Here is a 17082-nt window from a genome sequence, read left to right on the forward strand (position 1 = left end):
TCACCCCGCCGCCACGCCGGCCACCGGGTGGGCGGGCCGCGTGCCGTCGGCCCGCCACAGGTCGCGGAGCGAGTCGCTCAGGTCGTGCGCCGGAGCCCAGCCGAGCACCCGACGGGCACGGTCGATGTCGGCGCACATCCAGGGCACCGCGGCCGAGCGGGTGGCGTCGGCCGGGAAGCTGCCGTGGCGGATCTCGCCGCGGAAGCCGGCCACGTCGGCGAGCAGCCGGACGACGTCCCGGGTCGCCACCGCGCGCCCGCTGCCCACGTTGACGACGCGCTCCGCGCCCGGCGCGCAGCGCGTCGCGGCAAGCACCGCCGACGCCACGTCCCGCACGTCGACGAGATCCCGGTAGGTGTCGTGCAGACCGAGGGCGATGTCACAGGCCCCGCCGGCGAGGGCCGAGCCGACCATCGCGGTCACCCGGGACAGCATGTTGCCCGCAGGCATCCCCGGGCCGACCGGGTTGAAGACCCGCAACACGATCGTGTCGAGCCGGCCGGCGTCGCCCGCCAGCTCCGCCAGGCGGGTCGCGGCCAGGTGGCTGAGCCCGTACTCGCTGACGGGCGTGCCCGGGTGGTCCTCGGCGACGGCGAGGCCGTACGGCACGACGCCGTACTCGGCCGCCGAGCCGATCCGGATCAACCGCGCCCCGGGCGCGGCGACGGCCATCGCCTCGATCAGCTTCGCGGTGGTGACGACGTGCGCCCGCACGAAGTCGTACCCGGAACCGACGATCCGGCCCGCCGCGCTCACCACCACGTCCGGTCGTTCCCGGGCGACAAGCGCGGTCAACTCGGGCAACCCGATCCGGACCAGGTCGCACTGCGCGCGGGTGGGGCACCGCAGGGCGGTGTGCCCGGCCAGCGCGGCGCCGATGTGGCGGCCCAGGAAGCCGCCGGCGCCCAGCAGCAGCACCCGGTTCATCGGCGGCACGCGGCGCCCTGGTCGCCGGCCGGCGACGGCGCGGGCGGCTCGTCGTTGCCGGTGAACTCGTGCCACGTGGCCGCGCCGGGTGCGGAGATGCCCTGCCGGCTGAGCACCACCCGGACGGTGTCCAGGAGGATCCTCAGGTCCAGCAGGAAGGACCGCCTGTCGACGTAGTCCACGTCGTAGCTGAACTTCGCCTCCCAGCTCAACTCGTTCCGGCCGCGCACCTGGGCGAGCCCGGTGATGCCCGGCCGCACCTCGTGCCGCCGGGCCTGCTCGGCGTTGTAGAGGTCGAGGTAGCGCACCAGGTGCGGACGGGGACCTACCACGCTCATCTCGCCGCGCAGCACGTTCCAGAACTCCGGCAGCTCGTCGAGGCTGCTCGCCCGCAGCCAGCGTCCCGCCCGGGTGAGGCGTTGGGCGTCGGTCACCAGCCCCCGCTCCGGATCGGGGTGGCGCATGGTGCGGAACTTCACCACCTCGAACAACTCGCCGTGCCGGCCGGGCCGGGTGTGGCGGAACAGCACCGGCCGCCCGTGCGTCACAAGCACCACCAGGGCGACGAGGGCCAGCAGGGGCGCGCCGACGGTCAGGACGACGAGTGCGCCGAGCACGTCGAGAAGCCGTTTCCAGCGGTCGTAGGGTCGCCGGGTCGTCGGGGCGGCTCCCCGTCCGGCCGCCCGGCCGGAGGCGCCGCCGCGCGGCTGCGCCGAGTGGACAGCAACTTTGGGCATGAAACAGACCTACCACCTTTGCGGCGGTCGTTCCGCGCTTTCACATTCGCCGGCGCAACTCGTGGAAGGTGAACGTGAGAGATGAGCGTTCCTCCCTTTTCCGGAAGCGCGCCCGGTCGTGTTATCGCGACAGTATGGTCGCCTTTGACGAGATCGCTATTCCCGAGGATGGTCCGCCGGGAAACAGGCAGGAGGAGATATGCTTTCCTCGCTTTCGGACAGACGTTTTCTCATCACCGGCGGCACCGGGTCGTTCGGACAGACAATGGTCTCCCGACTGCTCGAAGCCGGTGCCGCCGAGGTGCGGGTCCTCAGCCGGGACGAGTCGAAACAGGACGCGATGCGGCACCGCCTCGGCAATGACCGGGTCCGCTACTACGTCGGCGATGTCCGGGACTACGACAGCGTGCTCAAGGCCGCCCGGGGCATGGAGTTCGTCTTCCACGCCGCCGCCCTCAAGCAGGTGCCCTCCTGCGAGTTCTTCCCGCTCGAGGCGGTCCGCACCAATGTGCTCGGCAGCGCCAACGTGGTGGACGTCTGCGAGCGGGTCGGCGTGGAGACGCTCGTATTGCTGAGCACCGACAAGGCCGTCTATCCGGTCAACGCGATGGGCATGACCAAGGCGCTCATGGAAAAGGTGGCGCAGGCGCACTCCCGAAACAACCCGGCGGCCCGGACCCGGGTCTGCTGTGTGCGCTACGGCAATGTGATGTACTCGCGCGGTTCGGTCATTCCACTTTTCATCGACCAGATTCTCCGCGGCGGTCTGCCGACGGTCACCGATCCGACGATGACCCGTTTCCTGATGTCGCTGCCCGAGTCGGTCGAACTGGTGGAACACGCGTTCGCGTTCGGCCAGCCGGGGGACGTCTTCATCCGCAAGGCCGACGCCTGCACCATCGGCGACCTGGCCACGGCGCTGTGCAACCTGTTCGGGGTGCCGGCGAAGTTCAACGTCCTCGGCATCCGGCACGGGGAGAAGCTCTACGAGACCCTGGCCAGCCGCGAGGAGCTCGCGTTCGCCGAGGACCTCGGCGATTTCCTCCGGGTGCCGGTGGACAGCCGTGACCTGAACTACTCCCTCTACTTCGAGGAGGGCGACGTCGAGCACGGGGGCCTCGCCGACTTCCACTCGCACAACGCCCGCCGGCTGTCCGTACCGGAGATCGAATCGTTGTTGATGACGCTGCCCGAGGTGCGCGCGCAGGTCCGGGCCGCCGCGGCGGCCGTGGAGACGGCATGAGCGAACGCACCGAGCGAAGCGAGGGCCGTGAGCGCATGCCCAGCCAGCACGGCATGAGCACGGCCGCGGACTTCGACCGACCCGACCGGGTGCCCCGGCGGCGCAGCGACCACCAGGCCGACCAACGGGCCGACCAACGCCCGGCACGACGGGTCCTCGTCGTCGGCGTCACCGGCATGCTCGGCCACGCCGTGCTGCGCGAACTCGGCCACGATCCGGATCTCGACGTCCACGGCCTGGCCCGCGGCATCGACGACCGGGCGGCGCTGTTCCCACCGCACCTGCTCGCCCGCATCGTCCCGGCCGTCGACGTGACCCGGTTCGGTCACGTCCGGCAACTCGTGGAAGAACTGCGACCCGACGTCGTCATCAACTGTGTCGGCGTCATCAAGCAGCGGCCGGACGTGCAGGACGCGGTGCTCACGGTCACCCTCAACGCCCTCTTCCCCCACCTGCTGGCCGACGCCTGCGCGCAGGTCGGCAGCCGGCTCGTCCACGTCAGCACCGACTGCGTGTTCTCCGGCCGCCGGGGCGACTACCGCGAGGACGACCTGCCCGACCCGCCCGACCTCTACGGTCGGTCGAAGCTGCTGGGCGAGGCGACGACGGGCTCGGCGCTCACCCTGCGTACCTCGATCGTCGGGCACGAGCTGACCACGAACCGTTCCCTGGTGGACTGGTTCCTCTCCCGCCGGGGTCGGGTACCGGGCTTCACCAGGGCCGTCTACAGCGGGGTGACGACCGTGGAGTTCGCCCGGCTGTTGCGCACGATCGTCCTGCCCCGGGCGGAGCTGACCGGCCTGTACCACGTCGCCGCCGCGCCGATCTCGAAGTACGACCTGCTCCGACTGGTCGCCGAGGTGTACGGCTGGTCCGGTGAACTGGTTCCGGACGACGAGTTCGCCTGCGACCGGTCGATGCGCGCGGACGCCCTCGCCCGGGCCACCGGCTACCGTCCGCCGAGCTGGCCGGACATGATCGCGGCGATGCACGCCGCCCGGGCCCGCTGGGCGCTCGACCAGCCCCGGCCGGGCCTGGCGCGCGTGCCGCTCTGACGGACCAAACGACCACCGCCGGTACCGCCGGCCTGCCGGAGTCAAAGGACATCACGTGGGGAACCGAGTGGGTCAACTGTGCCTGATCGTCGGCGCGGTCGTTGCCGTCGTGGCCACCACCGTCGCCAGCATCTCCGTCCCGCTGGTCGCGGTCGGGGCGGTGGCGTTGCTGCTGCTCGCGCTGTTCGCGCAGCAGATGGACGGCTGGCGGTGGCTGCTGGGCCTGACCATGGCGCTCCTGATCGGCGCCTCGTCCAAGGTGCCGGCCCTGGCGGATGCCAGCTTCTATCCCCGGTACGTGGCAGTCGCCGCCCTGGTCGTCTGGGCACTGCACACGCCGGGCCGGGCGGTGTCCCGGATCGACCCGTGGACCCGCCTGCTCCTCGGCGCGCTCTGGGCGATGGCGGGTCTCGCCACGCTGAGCTTCGCCTGGTCGGTGGTGCCGCTGGAGACCCTCCAGCGCGGTGTCGCGCTGCTCCTGCTGGCCGCGCTGGTGCACGCCGTGATCCGATTCCGGTGGTCGGACCGGGCCGCCATGCTGGCCGACCTGCGCGTGGTCTACCTGGTTCTCAGCGGCTCCATCCTGCTCGGTCTCGGCTTCGGGCTCGCCGACGGCACGCTCGTCGCCGCGCTGTCGTACGCCCGGTTCGAGGGCCTCTACAACAACCCCAACATGCTCAGCATCGTCTGCGCCCTGACCATCCCGCTGGGCTGGGTGTTCTACCGGCAGTCCCGGCGGCGGGTGGAACTGCTCGGCATGGTGCCGGCTGCCGCCTGCCTGCTGCTCTCCCAGTCCCGCACCGGGCTGATCGCCGTGCTCGTCGGCGGCCTCTGGGTCGTCCTGCGTCAGGGGCTGAGCCGGATGGTCCGCCTCACCGCCGGGCTGGCCGCCGGGCTCCTGGTGGCGTACCTGGTCAACCTGCTGCCGATCCTCTTCGCGAACCCCTGGATGCGGCAGCTCGAACTGCGCTTCACCGACCCCACCGGCGGTGACCTGTCCAACGGCCGCACCGAGATGTGGCAGGCGACGATCGACCTGTGGTGGCAGAACCGCCCCGCCCTGGGCTTCGGGTACGCGTCCCGGACCCACTTGATCACACTCGCCAGCATCGACGAGTCCCTGGGGACCCGGGTGAGTGTGGTGCACAACAGCTATCTGCAACTGCTGCTGGAGTTGGGGCTCGCCGCCGTGGCGCCGCTGGCGCTGCTGCTGCTGGCCGTCGGGCGGGTCGCGCTGCGGGCACCGGTGCGCCGGGCCGATTCGGGTCTGGTGTGGCTCGTCGTCACCGGCCTGCTGATCCAGATCACCGAGTCGGCCATCTTCGGCACCGGGCAGACCTACCCGTACGTGTTCTGGCTCGTGGCCGCCGGTGTGCTGCGGCACCTGCCCGGCGACCGGGCCGACGCGGACAGCGCCGCGCCGTCCCCCTCAGCCGCGCACCCCCGACGGGCGCACGGCCCGGTGGGCGCCGTGCCGCGCCGGCCGGCGCCGGTTCTGCCCTGAGGTCATCCCACGGTGGGCGTCCCGGTCGGGACGCCCACCGCCTGGTCGTCGCCGGGCTCAGCCCCGGTCACCGGCCGCCACGAAGGCGCTCACCCGATCCCGCCAGGCCCGGTGGTCGAACGACTCGCGGGCCCTCGACCGGGCGGCCCGGCTCATCGCCGTCCAGTCCTCGTCGCGCAGCCGCAGCGCACGCTCGACCGCCAGCCGCACGTCGTCCGGCCCGTTACCGTCGAGCACCAGCCCCTCGACGCCGTCGCGCACGTAGGCGGCCAGGTCGCTTGTGTGGTTGAGCAGCACCGGGCAGCCGGCGGCGAGGCTCTCCGGCACCTTGGACGGGAAGCCGTTCGCCGCGTACCCGCCGGTGGGGCGGACCAGCATCGAGAAGTGCGACTCCGAGAGCAGCGTCAGCACGGTGGCGCGGGGGACCCGACCGAGGAACCGCACGTCGGCGGAGAGCCCGTCGAGCACCGAGACGTCCAGGTCCGAGTGGGCGGCGGCGTCCTCGCGGGTGACCCCGGCGATGGTGAGGCTGACCCGTCGCTGCTGGTCCGGGGTGAGCCGGCTGATCCCGCGCACGATCACGTCAAGCATGTCCTTGCGGCCGGGGGTGCCGGCGTACAGCAGGCGCAGGCCGGTGGAGAGCGCGGGCGGCTGCGCGGCCCGGAAGTCGTCACAGTCCACCTGCGGCGGCACCACGAGCACGTCCAACCCGTGCGCCGCGAAATAGCCGGCTAGTGTGGTGGAGACCGCCGTGGCGCGACCGACGAGCCGGGTGGCCAGGAACGTCGACCAGCGGTGCCGGACGAAGTACGGGGTGAGCCAGCCGCGCCGGAACTGCCGCCGGTCGTGGCGTTCGCTGGCGTCCACCACGACCGGGCAGCGCAGCGCGAGGCGCAGCACCGTCCAGTTGCCGAGGGTCATCAGCGCCATCGGCAGCAGCACCACGCTCACGTCGCCACGGCGTAGCCCCCGCCGGCGGACGGCCCGCAGCACCCGGACCGGGCGGGCCAGCCGGGCCGACATCCGGGTGAACCGGTGCCGGCCGCGGATCCGCAGGGTGACGAGGTCGATGCCGGCCGCGCCGGGCGGCGGGGTCGGGAAGTCGACCTCGCAGGGCCAGTCGTTGACGACGAGCGTGCGGCTGCCCCCGGTGGCGGCGGACCGGGCCAGTTGCAGCAGGCGGTTGGAGGTGGCGTCCCCGTGCGGGAAGGCGTACGCGCCGACAAGCAGCGGACGGGGTCGGTCGGCCCGCCCGGTCGATTCGCCGTCCGGCCGTGGCTCCCGGCCGAGTTCCCGGCCGAACTCCCGGCCGACGACAACGCTCTGGTGATCGGTCATCTCACTCACCGTTCCGAGCCGACAGTTGGCCGGCTGCTCTCTCGGGGCACCCGGCCCCACCCCGGGCGGGCCGCCGCCCACCGTCGGTAGATCTCCAGGTGGATGGCGGTGGCCCGGTCGAGGGCGAAGACGCTGCCCGCGAAGCGCGCCGCAGCCGCCCCGACGGTGGTCGACGCGGTGTGGGCCGCCGCCTCGTCCACCGCCCGCGCCCACGCCTGGGGCACCGCGTCGACACCGACGATTGTCACGCCGGGAAGCCGCTCGCCGATGAAGCGCACGCCCGGCAGGTCGGCGGCCACCGTGCCGACACCCAACGCGACCGGTTCCAGCACTCCCCCGGGCAGCCCTTCCAGGCACGACGGGTGGACGACGACGTCGGCCTGCCGCAACAGCCCGCCCACGTCCTCGCGGGGGCCCAGCAGGTGCACCCGGTCGCCGACACCTGCGGCAGCCGCCGCGGCCCGGACGCGCTCGTCGTCCGCTGGGTCGCCCGGCCCGACGAGCACGGCGTGCGCCGACACCCCCCGGTCACGGAGCGCGGCCAGGATCGGCGGCAGGAGCCAGCGGCGCTTCTCCGGCGAGGCCCGCCCGACGGTCAGGCACACCAGGTCCGCCGGCGCCGCGCCGATCAACGCCCGCAGGTCGTCGGGGCTGGGCCGGCGGAGCCGGTCGAGGTCGAGCCCGTTGAGCACCACCTGGCAGCGGGGGTCGTCGCGCCAGGCCGGGTGGTAGCCGAACGTCAGCGAGCTGGGCGAGACGCCGAGGATGTCGGTGGCGAATATCCGCAGCAGCCGTTCGCAGACCGACCGGTAGACCCGTCGGCGGAGGTTCCGGCGCCTGTTGTCGTCCCCCCGGAAGTGCGCGACCCGTCCGGGCACGCCGCGCAGCGCGCCGAGCGCGAGCAGCACACCGGAGAAGTTGGCGCAGTCGGCGTGCACCACGTCCGGGCGCAACTGCCCGAGCAGGCGCAGGAAGCGGGCGGGGAAGCGCACGTCGAGGGGCATCGCGGTGACGGTGCCGCCGTGGCCGGTGACCATGCCGGCCATCGGTCCCGGCCCGACCACGTCGCTGAGGGTCACCAGGTGCAGTTCGACGCCGGCGGCGGCGAGCCGGGGCAGCAGTTCGGCGGTGCGCGTCTCGGTGCCGCCGAAGTTCAGCTCGCCGACGACCCGCAGCACCCGGATCCGGCCGGTCACGACGGCCCGCACCGGGCGAGGGCACGCCGGTATCCCACAAGCGCCGCCGGCACCATGGTGAGCAGGTACGCGACGCATGCCGCCCCGGGGAGGCCGGGCAGGCCGAACTGTCGCAGCCACCAGACCTTGAGCACGGTCGCCAGCACCAGGAACGACGCCCAGCCGACGAACTGCGGCCGGAGCAGGCCGATGCTGTTCTGCACCATGATCAGCGGGGAGGTGACCGCGACAAGCAGGGACCAGCCCGCCAGCCCGGCGAGGACCGGGAGCCGGATCGTCGACAGGTCGACGGTGCCGACCCAGAGTTCGATCAGCCGATGGCCGTAGCCGACAAGCAGCAGCCCGACCGCCCCCACGATCACGCCGTAGAGCGCCACCATCCGTCGGGTGTTGCGGCGTACCCAGGCCACCTCGCCCCGCGCCAGGGCAGCGCCGTTGACCGGCCAGATCGTCATGCCGACCAGACCGACGAAGATCCAGAGGACGCCGAACAGCTTGCCCACGACGGCGTAGTGCGCCGCCACCGACAACCCCAGGACGTTCGCGACAAGCGGGTTGTCCACGTTCAGCGCGATCGACGACATCGTCGTGAGCGCGAAGAACCGCAGGCCCAGCCGGAGCAGCCCGACGACGGTGTCGCGGTGCACGAGTCGCGGCGCCGGCCGGCCGGCGGGCTCGGCGGACCAGAAGTAGGTGAGCGTGTTGAGCAGGTTGGTCGCGGGCACCGCCAGCACCGCGCCGGCGACGACCACGAGCGGTCCCCAGTCGGCGGCGATGGCGACAAGCACGACGGCCATCGCGGCCAGGGCTCCGGCCGCCTGCCAGATGTTGCTCTGCACCATCTGACCGCGGGCGTACTGGATCCGCTGGATCAGCGAGAGGGGAATGTTGACCGCGAAGGCGCCGAAGCAGATCAGGACCAGGGTGGCGGTCTGCGCGGCGACGGTCGGGTCGCGGACGGCGAACAGGTCCACCCAGGGCACCATCGGGGTGACCACCACGAGCGCCGCCAGCAGCAGCACCCCGACCACGCCGAGGGTGGCGAAGGCGCCGGAGATCTCCCTGGCCTGCTGTCGGGGATCGTCGGCGAGCTGACCGAGCCGGGTGAGCAACCCGTTGCCCAGCCCCAGATCGGCGAACCAGGCCATCCCGGTGAGCGCGGTGATCGCCATCCACAGGCCGTACCGCTGGTCGCCGAGATACCGGAAACAGGCAGGCGTGATGACGAGCGGCGCGGCCAGGCCGATCCCCTTCGCCACCATCGCGGTGGCGATGCCCACCGTGACGGTGCGGTCCCGGTTCGTCGCCGACAGCGGAGCCGACGCGGGAACGGGGGACGCGACCGGGGCGCCGCTCGGCGGCGCGGTGACGACAGCCGTCCCCGCGGTCACCGCCGCCGGCCCGGCCGGGCCCGCGGCCCGGGTCACCGGAGTGTGGCAGGGGCGACGCCCAGCCGCTCGGCCATCCACTCGCCGGTCGCCCGCAGCCCCTCGGGCCGGGCGACGGGCGTGACGTCCGGGAAGAGGTGTCGCAGGGTGGTGTTGTCCGCGAGCGAATGGGGGACGTCACCGACGCGCGGCGGCGCGTGCTCCCGGGTGATCGGCCGCCCGAGCAGGTCCTCCAGCTCGTCGAGCACCCGGAGCAGACTGGCCCGCGCCCCGAAGGCGAGGTTGACCGGATGCGGGTGGTGCACCCGGCGACGGAGCGCGTCGAGAATGACGTCGCAGACCGTGCCGACATAGGTGAAGTCGCGGGACTGGGTGCCGTCGCCGTGCACCACGACCGGCTCGCCGCGCAGGGCGGCGTACGTGAACCGGGGGATGACTGCCGCGTACGCGTGGTCGTGCCGCTGCCCGGGACCGAAGACGTTGAAGAACCGGAAGGCCAGCGTGGGCAGCCCGAACGACGCCTGGTGCGCCAGGGCGTACGCCTCGGTGGCGAGCTTGCTCGCCGCGTAGGGGCTCATCGGGCGGGTCCAGGTCAGCTCCGCCTTGGGCAGCGCCGGGTTCATGCCGTACACCGACGAGGAGGACGCGACGAGCACGTGTGCGACGTCGTGCCGACGGGCCGCCTCCAGCACCATCAGCGTGCCGGTGGCGTTCGCGTGGTGGGAGGCGAGTGGGTCGCGCAGCGACCGGGGCACGCTTGGCAGCGCGGCCAGATGGACCACTGCCTCCCGGCCCGCCATCGCGGTGTCCAGGGCGGCCCGGTCCAGGATCGACCCCTCGACGAGGTCGACGTCCAGCCCGTCGAGGTTGCCCCGCAGCCCGACCGAGAAGTCGTCGAGGACGCTCACTTCCTTGACGGCCGGCTCGGCCAGCGCGGCGCGGGCCAGGTTGGCGCCGATGAAACCGGCCCCACCAGTGATCAGAATGCGCATGAAAACCCCCCGGTTACGCACGTCACCTGTACATCGAGCTAGTACTCGGCGCGTTACGGCGGCGGTGGAATTTCACCTGTTCAGGAGGCAGTCGGCGGTTTCCCTGCGGGACGGTCGGCAGACGTCCACCGAACGGCCGATGATTCTGTCCGAGAACCGACCGAAAACCGCCGCGAGCTGCGGAAAAGCGCACAGTGACAGCATCTTCGTGCGTTCGCGGTGGAGGTGTGGAATGCCCGAGCTGATCGTCTACCGGTCCAACGCCCTGATGTCCGTGAGGTCACGCTTCGACGCCACCCGGGATGTGGTCATGCCCGTCAACCTGGCCTACGCCGAGAGCATGGTCGGCATGTGGCACTCCGGCCTTCCCCAGGTGAGTCTCGTGCCCTCGACCGCGACCGACGCCCAGGTGTGGCCGGTCATGTCCGCCGTCGGCACCAAAATCCACGACACCTCGGACGACAACTGCCCGATCAACACCGGTTGGTCGTACGTCGGCGGCAACCACGGCTACAACGTCGGCACCCAGATCGTCGTGGCCAACCACGGCAAGACGACAGCCGACGTGGGTTCGCAGTGGAGCGACGGCACCCGGATCTTCACCCTGCTCGCCATCACCAACGCCAGCAGCCTGCTGTTCGGCAACCCGTACACGATCGTCAACGGCATCGCCCAGGGCGCCCGGGTCCGGCCGGCCGCGCCGCTCACCCACGTCTCGGGTGGGACCCACCGGACCACCGTGCCGATCACCAACGTCACCCCGGACGCGCAGATCCGCCCGGCCACCCACTCCCACACGGTGACCGTCGAACTCGACGGCCGGCCGGTGCCGGACGGCCGGTCGACCGGCCTGGATCTGGTGATCCACGAGTCCTACCTCATCCCCACCTACCAGGGGATGATCGATACCGCCCGGGCGAACGTCGGCACCCCGATCGCCACGATCATGCCGAGGATCCCGTCCCTGTGCCGGATCTCGAACGTCTACCGCTGGTCGCCCGGCGGCAGTCTGATCGTCACGCAGACGGTCGCCGCACTGTCGCGGTTCGCCCTGAACGCGGGCGTCACCCAGTGCGCGCCGCTGACCCCGGTGGCGGGCGGCAGCCGCCGGCAGTTCATGCCGAACGTGGGCGTGGCCGGCGGGCTGAACTGGTCCACCTGGGCGAAAATCGACAACCTGGCCGCCCTCACCGACTTCACCCCGGCGACCCTCGTCAACAAGACGTGGCCGGCGACAAGCATGACCCAGTGGGTGGTCAGCGGCGGACTCATCCAGCAGTGGGGGCTCGCCGTCGGACTGCTACCGGTCGCGGACGGCGCGCCCGCGGTCCGGGTCCGCTACACCACCGCCAAGGGCTGGTTCATCAGCTCCAGCCTCAAGAAGAACTATCCGCAGTTGGTGTGGGGTCGCGTCATGGCACCCGGGGAGTCGGTGACCGGCACCGCCTACCGCCGCTATCTGGCGCCGCCCTCGACCGCCACCCAGATCATCGTCTCCGACGGCGGTCGCGACTTCGTGATGATCGAACGGGTCGACCCGGTCGCCCAGGCCACGATGCCGGCGCCGCAACTGTACGGCCGGCTGCTGGTCCGGGTCGGGCCGACGAACCTCACCGTGCCGGCCCGGGTCACCCTCGAGGGCATCCCGTACAGCTTGCCGGTCTCCCCCGGGTACGGGATGTGGCGCGCGGATCCCGTACCCGGGGGCTGACCCGAGACGCCCGTCGTGGCCCTCAACCGGTGGGCACGCCGTAGATCCGCTTCATCGCCTCGTGTTTGGCCGGGACGGGCAGGTGCCCGATGCCGAGCGACTTGGCCTTGAGCCGTTCGAGATATTCGTCCGTGCTGCGCACCGGCCGCGCCGGCACCCCGACCGCCACGGTGTTGTCCGGGATGTCGCGGGTGACGATCGCGCCCGCCCCGATGACGCACCTGTTGCCGATGGTGACGCCCGCCAGGATCATCGCGCGCATGCCGATGTAGACGTCGTCGCCGATCGTGATCGGCGCGGTCCAGTCGAGGTCGGGATGGTCCTTCCGCAGGATCAACGTGCCACCGTCGTGGGTGACGAACTGCACCTCGGAGGTGATGTAGACGTTGTCGCCGATGGTGATGAGCCACGGTTCCGAGCCGAACATCGCCCGGTTGACCCCGTAGAACCTGACCCGACCGGTCAGGTTGACCCCCAGGGACCTGACGAACGCCTCGGGGTCACGCGACGCGGCCAGATGGTCCCGTACGCGGCGGGCCATCGTACGAACACGACTGGGCACTGACTGTCCTCGATCGCAGGGTCGGCTGTGGAGAACCGGACCGGGCCGGTGGGTCCGGTCACCGGGAAAACGAGTCGGCTCCGGCCACGGTGACGGCGTCACCGCCGGGCGCGGGGATCAACGGCAGAAGCGGCGGGCGTGCTCCAGCACGTTGGGTTCCCGGCGGCCCTGCCGCCAGCGCCGGTACCGCCGCCCGGCGGTCTCCTTCGCCTCGGCCCGCTCCTCGGGCGTCCGGTCGGCAAGCAGGTCGAGCACCCGGCTGAGGCCGGCCGCGGTCGCCGGCCGGACCACCGTCCCGCCGGTGTCGAGGATCAGCTCGCTGAACGGCGTGTTGTCCGAACAGACGACCGGGCAGCCGGACGCCAGGCTCTCCAGGATCACGTGGCCGAAGTTCTCCCCGAGGGTGGGGAAGAGGAAGGCGTCGTACCGGCTGAACGTCGGGATGACCTCCGCCGCCGCGAGTTCGCCCAGGTAGCGGACCCGGACGTGACCCGGCATGGCCGCGATGATCCGCTGGCAGCGTGACCAGTAGTGCGCGTCCTCCGGTGGGCCGAAGATGTCGAACTCCACCGGCCGGGTGGTGCCGGCCACTGCTTCCAGCGCCCCGGACAGGTTCTTCATCGGCGAGATCCGACCGACGAAGACCAACCGCAACGGCCCGTCGTGCGCGACGACAGGCGGGGCCGGTTGCGCCGGGATCGGGCTCTCGTTGCCGTTCACCATCACCCGCGCCCACGGCACGTTGGCGCGGATCTGTTGTTCCTCCAGCCGGCTGCACGCCTGCCAGCGCACCCCGAGCCGGCGCAGCATCGGCGCCCACAGCGCGAGGAAGAGCCGCTTCTTGGCGGCCCTGATGGCGAGGGCGCCGGGCGACAGCTCACCGCGCGGGGCGACCAGGATGGCCCCGACGCGCACCAGCCGCAGCGCCACCGCCAGGATGGACAGCACCGAGAACAGCGACCAGACGCTGTTGACGTAGAGCAGGTCGACCGGGCGGGCGCGGACGTGCCGGATCAGTCGGGCCCAGTGCCGCGGCGCACCCGGATTCAGGTAGAAGACGGCGGAACGCTCGTCGCGCCGCAGCAGCCGTCCGGACAGACCGGGGTACGGTGCAGACGAGCCGAGGTCCCGGTCCCGGGTGACCAGGGTGACGTCGAGGTCCCCCGGGAGGGTGTCCAGGATGAACCGCAGGGAGCGGATCGGGCCACCGCCCCGGAAGCCCGGCTCGAACACCCCCGCGGTGGCGATCACCCGGTAGGCGCCCACCGCGCCGGCGGACGGTCGCGGCGTCGCGGCGTCGTCCAGGGAGGGCGTCCTTGTCAGCTTGCGCACTACCGGCCCACCTCCGCCGTGCCGCTCGGAGGCCGGCACCCCACAGGAATGTCTGGAACGTATGGACAGCGATGGGGGCGAGCGGCGTTCACCATGGTCGAGGGAGAACCGGGTGACCACCGACGTGGTGATCGTAGGCGCGGGTGGAATGGGCCGTGAGGTTTTCGGGGTAATTCGGCTGCTGAACGCCCAGGCGGTCGACGGGGCGCGGTGGCGTGTCCTCGGCTTCGTCGACGACTATCCCACCGACTCCAATGTGGCGCGGGTGCGGCGGCTCGGTGTGCCCTTCCTCGGCCCGACCCGCTGGCTGGCCGGGCGGCCGGCCAGTACCCGGGTGGCGCTTGCCGTGGGGGATCCGCGGCGGCGCCGCGAGACGGACCACGTCCTCGCCGGGTACGGCCTCCCCGCCGCCACAGTGGTGCACCCGGCGGCGGAGATCGGCCCGGACTGCGTCTTCCAGGAGGGTCTGTTCGCCGCCGGTGGCGCGCGGGTGACGACGAACGTGGTGCTGGGCCGCCAGGTGCACCTCAACCAGAACTGCACCGTGGGGCACGACACCGTCCTCGGTGACCATGTCTCGGTGAACCCGCTCGCCGCGGTTTCCGGCTACTGCCGGCTTGACGACGGCGTGATGGTCGGCACCACCGCCGCCGTCCTGCCGGGACTGCGGGTCGGCCGGGACGCCGTCGTGGGCGCGGGCGCGTGCGTGACCCGGGACGTCCCGGCGGGCACTGTGGTGACGGGCGTGCCCGCCCGGCCGATGCGCCGGTCAGCGGCGGATGCCGGCCCAGTCGTGATGCCGGCGTACGGTCGAGAGGATGAAGTCGACCACCCGGCGTGACGTGTCCGGCACCTGGTAGTCGCGCGGGCAGGTGACCGGGCCGGCCGCCGTCTGGGCCAGCACGACCCGGACGGCCTCCACCACCCCGACCGGGTCCAGCCCCGTCATCACGATCGCACCGCAGTCCAACGCCTCCGGGCGCTCGATGGACTCCCGGAGGGTCACCGCCGGAAATCCGAGGATCGCCGCCTCCTCGCTGACGGTGCCACTGTCGGACAGCGTGCACCGGGCGTGCCGTTGCAGGGTCACATAGTCGAAGAAGCCGAACGGCTCGTGGAAGGTGATCCCGTCCAGGAGCGTGCCGTCGACGGCGAGCGACTCCAGCCGCTTGCGGGTACGCGGGTGGGTGGAGACCAGCAGCGGCAGTCGCCACTCGTCCCGTACGGCGCAGAGGCAGTCGAGAAGGCGGCGGAGCCGGTCCGGGTGGTCGACGTTCTCCTCCCGGTGCGCGCTGACGACGAAGTAGCCGCCCGGTTCGAGGGCGAGCTGCGCCAGGATGGTGGACCTGTCGACCTGTGGCCGGTAGTGGTCGAGCACCTCCCGCATGGGTGAGCCGGTGTGCAGGATCCGGCGGGGGTGCAGACCCTCGGCGAGCAGGTTGCGCCGGGCGTGCTCGGAGTAGACCAGGTTGAAGTCGGCGACGTGGTCGACAAGCCGCCGGTTGGTCTCCTCCGGGACGTTGAGGTCGAAGCAGCGGTTGCCCGCCTCCATGTGGTACACGGGAACCTTCATCCGCCGCGCCATCAACGCCGAGATGGCGCTGTTGGTGTCGCCGAGCACCAGCAGCGCGTCCGGCCGCAGCTCGCCGATGGCCTTCTCGGTGCCGACCAGGACCGCGCCGAGCAGGCTGCCGAGCGATCGGGTGTCGGCCCGCAGGAAACGGTCGGGTGCCCGTACGCCCAACTCGGTGAAGAAGATGTCGGACAGCGCGGGGTCCCAGTTCTGTCCCGTGTGCACAAGCGTGTGCTCCACGGTCCGGTCCAGCATGTCGATCACCCGGGCCAGGCGGATGATCTCCGGCCTGGTCCCGACGACTGTCATCACCCGGGTCACGTACGCCTCCTCGTGGTTGCTCGGGGTTCTTCGGACACCGCCCGGTGGACGGCTCGGCCGGCGTCCCCCGGGGTCCGGCCCTGTGGGGGCATCCGGCGCCCGGGGATGGTGATCGCCTGCCACGCCTCGTCGAGGGCGCTGACCCGGGGTCGGCCGAGCCGCCACCGGCGATAGGCCTCCCCGGCCGCCACCCGGGCCGCCCACCGCTGTGCGGGCGGGGCGGCGGCGACGCGGGTGACGAGCGCGCCCAACGCCTCCGGGGTCAGCTCGGTGAGGACCTGCCCGCCGCCGTCGCGCAGCACTGACGTCCACGGTGTCCGGTCCGAACAGATCACCGGGCAGTACGCCGCCAGGCTCTCCGCGATCGCGTGGCCGAGGTTCTCACCCCGGGTCGGCTGGACGGACGCGTCGTACCGGGAGAAGGTCTCGCCGACCTCCCCGGGGCGCAACTCACCCCGGTAGGTGACCACGGAGGGGTCCGGCAGGACCGCCCGCAGGTCCAGACACCGCTGCCAGTATCTCGGGTCCTCCACCGGGCCGTAGATGTCGAGCCGGACCCCCGCCCGGACATGGGCGAGCGCGGCGAGCACCAAGTCGAGGTTCTTCATCGGTGAGATCCGACCGATGAAGACGAGGCGCGTGTCGTCGCCGGCCGGCGGTTCGGCCGGAGCGTGGCGCGGTTCGGGGCCGACGCCGGCCGCCTCGACGGCGATCCGCGCCCCGGGCAGCATCCGCCGGATGTCACTGGCCTCCTGCGGACCGGTGGCGTGCCACCACACCCGGGGTCCCCGCAGCATCCATCGCCAGCCGGCCAGGAACACCCGCTTGCGGGCCCGGTGCAGGCCAAGGGCGGCGGCGCCGAACTCGCCCCGGGGGGCCACCAGGATGCGGTCCACCCGCAGCAGACCGAGCCGGGCCGCGACGATGGGCAGGATCGAGAAGACCGACCAGACGCTGTTCACGTAGAGCAGGTCGAACCGCGTCGACCGCAGCGCCCGCCAGAGCCTCCACCAGTGCGCCGGACGCCGCGTCCCGAGATAGAAGACATTCGTCCGGCCGCGTCGCACCCAGGTGCCGGACAGCCCGGGGTAGGCGGCGCGGTCACCGAGATCCCGGTCGCGGGTCAACAGGGTGGTGGAAACGTGGGCGCTGGCCGTTTCGAGCACGTCGGAAATGGATCGGACGGGCCCGCCGGCACGCCAG

The 17082-nt window shown here is 72.0% G+C and carries 15 protein-coding genes; 5 read left to right on the top strand and 10 right to left on the bottom strand.

Annotated elements, in window-relative coordinates; translation table 11 throughout:
- Both SM450_RS17840 and SM450_RS17845 read right to left on the bottom strand, forming a co-directional pair.
- Positions 1 to 927, bottom strand: coding sequence for an NAD-dependent epimerase/dehydratase family protein (locus tag SM450_RS17840; protein WP_474620858.1), 927 nt, complete (start codon positions 925 to 927; stop codon positions 1 to 3).
- Entirely contained in the window at positions 924 to 1664 is a 741-nt protein-coding gene (locus SM450_RS17845) for a sugar transferase (protein WP_474620859.1), read from the bottom strand. The genes SM450_RS17840 and SM450_RS17845 overlap by 4 nt, the downstream gene beginning before the upstream one ends.
- A 199-nt stretch (positions 1665 to 1863) precedes the next feature.
- On the opposite strand from SM450_RS17845, the gene SM450_RS17850 reads away from it, so the two are divergent.
- Genes SM450_RS17850 through SM450_RS17860 form a run of 3 tightly spaced genes read left to right on the top strand, consistent with a single transcriptional unit; the run spans position 1864 to position 5466 of the window.
- Positions 1864 to 2907, top strand: a complete 1044-nt coding sequence (locus SM450_RS17850) for a polysaccharide biosynthesis protein (protein ID WP_474620860.1) — start codon at positions 1864 to 1866, stop codon at positions 2905 to 2907.
- Positions 2904 to 3962 carry a dTDP-4-dehydrorhamnose reductase family protein gene (locus SM450_RS17855; protein WP_474620861.1) on the top strand — a complete coding sequence of 353 codons (1059 nt, stop codon included), beginning with the start codon at positions 2904 to 2906 and terminating at the stop codon, positions 3960 to 3962. Before SM450_RS17850 ends, SM450_RS17855 begins: the two co-directional genes overlap by 4 nt.
- Positions 3963 to 4017: 55 nt before the next feature.
- Positions 4018 to 5466: an O-antigen ligase family protein gene (locus tag SM450_RS17860; RefSeq protein ID WP_474620862.1), complete on the top strand. Its 1449-nt coding sequence runs from the start codon at positions 4018 to 4020 to the stop codon at positions 5464 to 5466.
- Between the two features lie 57 nt (positions 5467 to 5523).
- Here SM450_RS17860 and SM450_RS17865 read toward each other — a convergent pair whose 3' ends face one another.
- From SM450_RS17865 to SM450_RS17880, 4 genes are read right to left on the bottom strand one after another with little or no spacing between them, the layout of a single operon-like run.
- Positions 5524 to 6804, bottom strand: a complete 1281-nt coding sequence (locus SM450_RS17865; protein ID WP_474620863.1) for a glycosyltransferase — start codon at positions 6802 to 6804, stop codon at positions 5524 to 5526.
- Between the two features lie 5 nt (positions 6805 to 6809).
- Positions 6810 to 8012, bottom strand: a complete 1203-nt coding sequence (locus SM450_RS17870; RefSeq protein ID WP_474620864.1) for a glycosyltransferase family 4 protein — start codon at positions 8010 to 8012, stop codon at positions 6810 to 6812.
- Positions 7997 to 9427 carry a lipopolysaccharide biosynthesis protein gene (locus tag SM450_RS17875; RefSeq protein WP_474620865.1) on the bottom strand — a complete coding sequence of 477 codons (1431 nt, stop codon included), beginning with the start codon at positions 9425 to 9427 and terminating at the stop codon, positions 7997 to 7999. The genes SM450_RS17870 and SM450_RS17875 overlap by 16 nt, the downstream gene beginning before the upstream one ends.
- Positions 9424 to 10380 (bottom strand): NAD-dependent epimerase/dehydratase family protein, encoded by a 957-nt coding sequence (locus tag SM450_RS17880; RefSeq protein ID WP_474620866.1) that lies wholly within the window; start codon positions 10378 to 10380, stop codon positions 9424 to 9426. The genes SM450_RS17875 and SM450_RS17880 overlap by 4 nt, the downstream gene beginning before the upstream one ends.
- A gap of 232 nt (positions 10381 to 10612) precedes the next feature.
- Here SM450_RS17880 and SM450_RS17885 point away from each other — a divergent pair, with 232 nt between their 5' ends.
- On the top strand, positions 10613 to 12091 hold the full coding sequence (locus tag SM450_RS17885) for a hypothetical protein (protein WP_474620867.1): 1479 nt from the start codon (positions 10613 to 10615) through the stop codon (positions 12089 to 12091).
- A 22-nt stretch (positions 12092 to 12113) separates the two neighbouring features.
- On the opposite strand, the gene SM450_RS17890 is transcribed toward SM450_RS17885, so the two are convergent.
- Both SM450_RS17890 and SM450_RS17895 read right to left on the bottom strand, forming a co-directional pair.
- Positions 12114 to 12632 (bottom strand): acyltransferase, encoded by a 519-nt coding sequence (locus SM450_RS17890; protein WP_474620868.1) that lies wholly within the window; start codon positions 12630 to 12632, stop codon positions 12114 to 12116.
- A 138-nt stretch (positions 12633 to 12770) separates the two neighbouring features.
- Positions 12771 to 13985 carry a glycosyltransferase family 4 protein gene (locus SM450_RS17895; protein ID WP_474620869.1) on the bottom strand — a complete coding sequence of 405 codons (1215 nt, stop codon included), beginning with the start codon at positions 13983 to 13985 and terminating at the stop codon, positions 12771 to 12773.
- A gap of 112 nt (positions 13986 to 14097) precedes the next feature.
- On the opposite strand from SM450_RS17895, the gene SM450_RS17900 reads away from it, so the two are divergent.
- Entirely contained in the window at positions 14098 to 14826 is a 729-nt protein-coding gene (locus tag SM450_RS17900; protein WP_474620870.1) for a NeuD/PglB/VioB family sugar acetyltransferase, read from the top strand.
- Here SM450_RS17900 and wecB read toward each other — a convergent pair.
- On the bottom strand, positions 14755 to 15879 hold the full coding sequence (gene wecB / locus SM450_RS17905) for a non-hydrolyzing UDP-N-acetylglucosamine 2-epimerase (RefSeq protein WP_474620871.1): 1125 nt from the start codon (positions 15877 to 15879) through the stop codon (positions 14755 to 14757). The genes SM450_RS17900 and wecB overlap by 72 nt on opposite strands.
- On the bottom strand, positions 15876 to 17045 hold the full coding sequence (locus tag SM450_RS17910) for a glycosyltransferase (protein WP_474620872.1): 1170 nt from the start codon (positions 17043 to 17045) through the stop codon (positions 15876 to 15878). Before SM450_RS17910 ends, wecB begins: the two co-directional genes overlap by 4 nt.
- Positions 17046 to 17082: the final 37 nt, after the last annotated feature.

This window comes from Micromonospora marincola (genome assembly GCF_056150385.1).

What these genes read in the sequence shown, in the direction of transcription:
- SM450_RS17840 (WP_474620858.1), bottom strand. Translation starts at nt 927, where the DNA reads ATGAACCGGGTGCTGCTGCTGGGCGCCGGCGGCTTCCTGGGCCGCCAC.
- SM450_RS17845 (WP_474620859.1), bottom strand. Translation starts at nt 1,664, where the DNA reads ATGCCCAAAGTTGCTGTCCACTCGGCGCAGCCGCGCGGCGGCGCCTCC.
- SM450_RS17850 (WP_474620860.1), top strand. Translation starts at nt 1,864, where the DNA reads ATGCTTTCCTCGCTTTCGGACAGACGTTTTCTCATCACCGGCGGCACC.
- SM450_RS17855 (WP_474620861.1), top strand. Translation starts at nt 2,904, where the DNA reads ATGAGCGAACGCACCGAGCGAAGCGAGGGCCGTGAGCGCATGCCCAGC.
- SM450_RS17865 (WP_474620863.1), bottom strand. Translation starts at nt 6,804, where the DNA reads ATGACCGATCACCAGAGCGTTGTCGTCGGCCGGGAGTTCGGCCGGGAA.
- SM450_RS17880 (WP_474620866.1), bottom strand. Translation starts at nt 10,380, where the DNA reads ATGCGCATTCTGATCACTGGTGGGGCCGGTTTCATCGGCGCCAACCTG.
- SM450_RS17885 (WP_474620867.1), top strand. Translation starts at nt 10,613, where the DNA reads ATGCCCGAGCTGATCGTCTACCGGTCCAACGCCCTGATGTCCGTGAGG.
- SM450_RS17890 (WP_474620868.1), bottom strand. Translation starts at nt 12,632, where the DNA reads ATGGCCCGCCGCGTACGGGACCATCTGGCCGCGTCGCGTGACCCCGAG.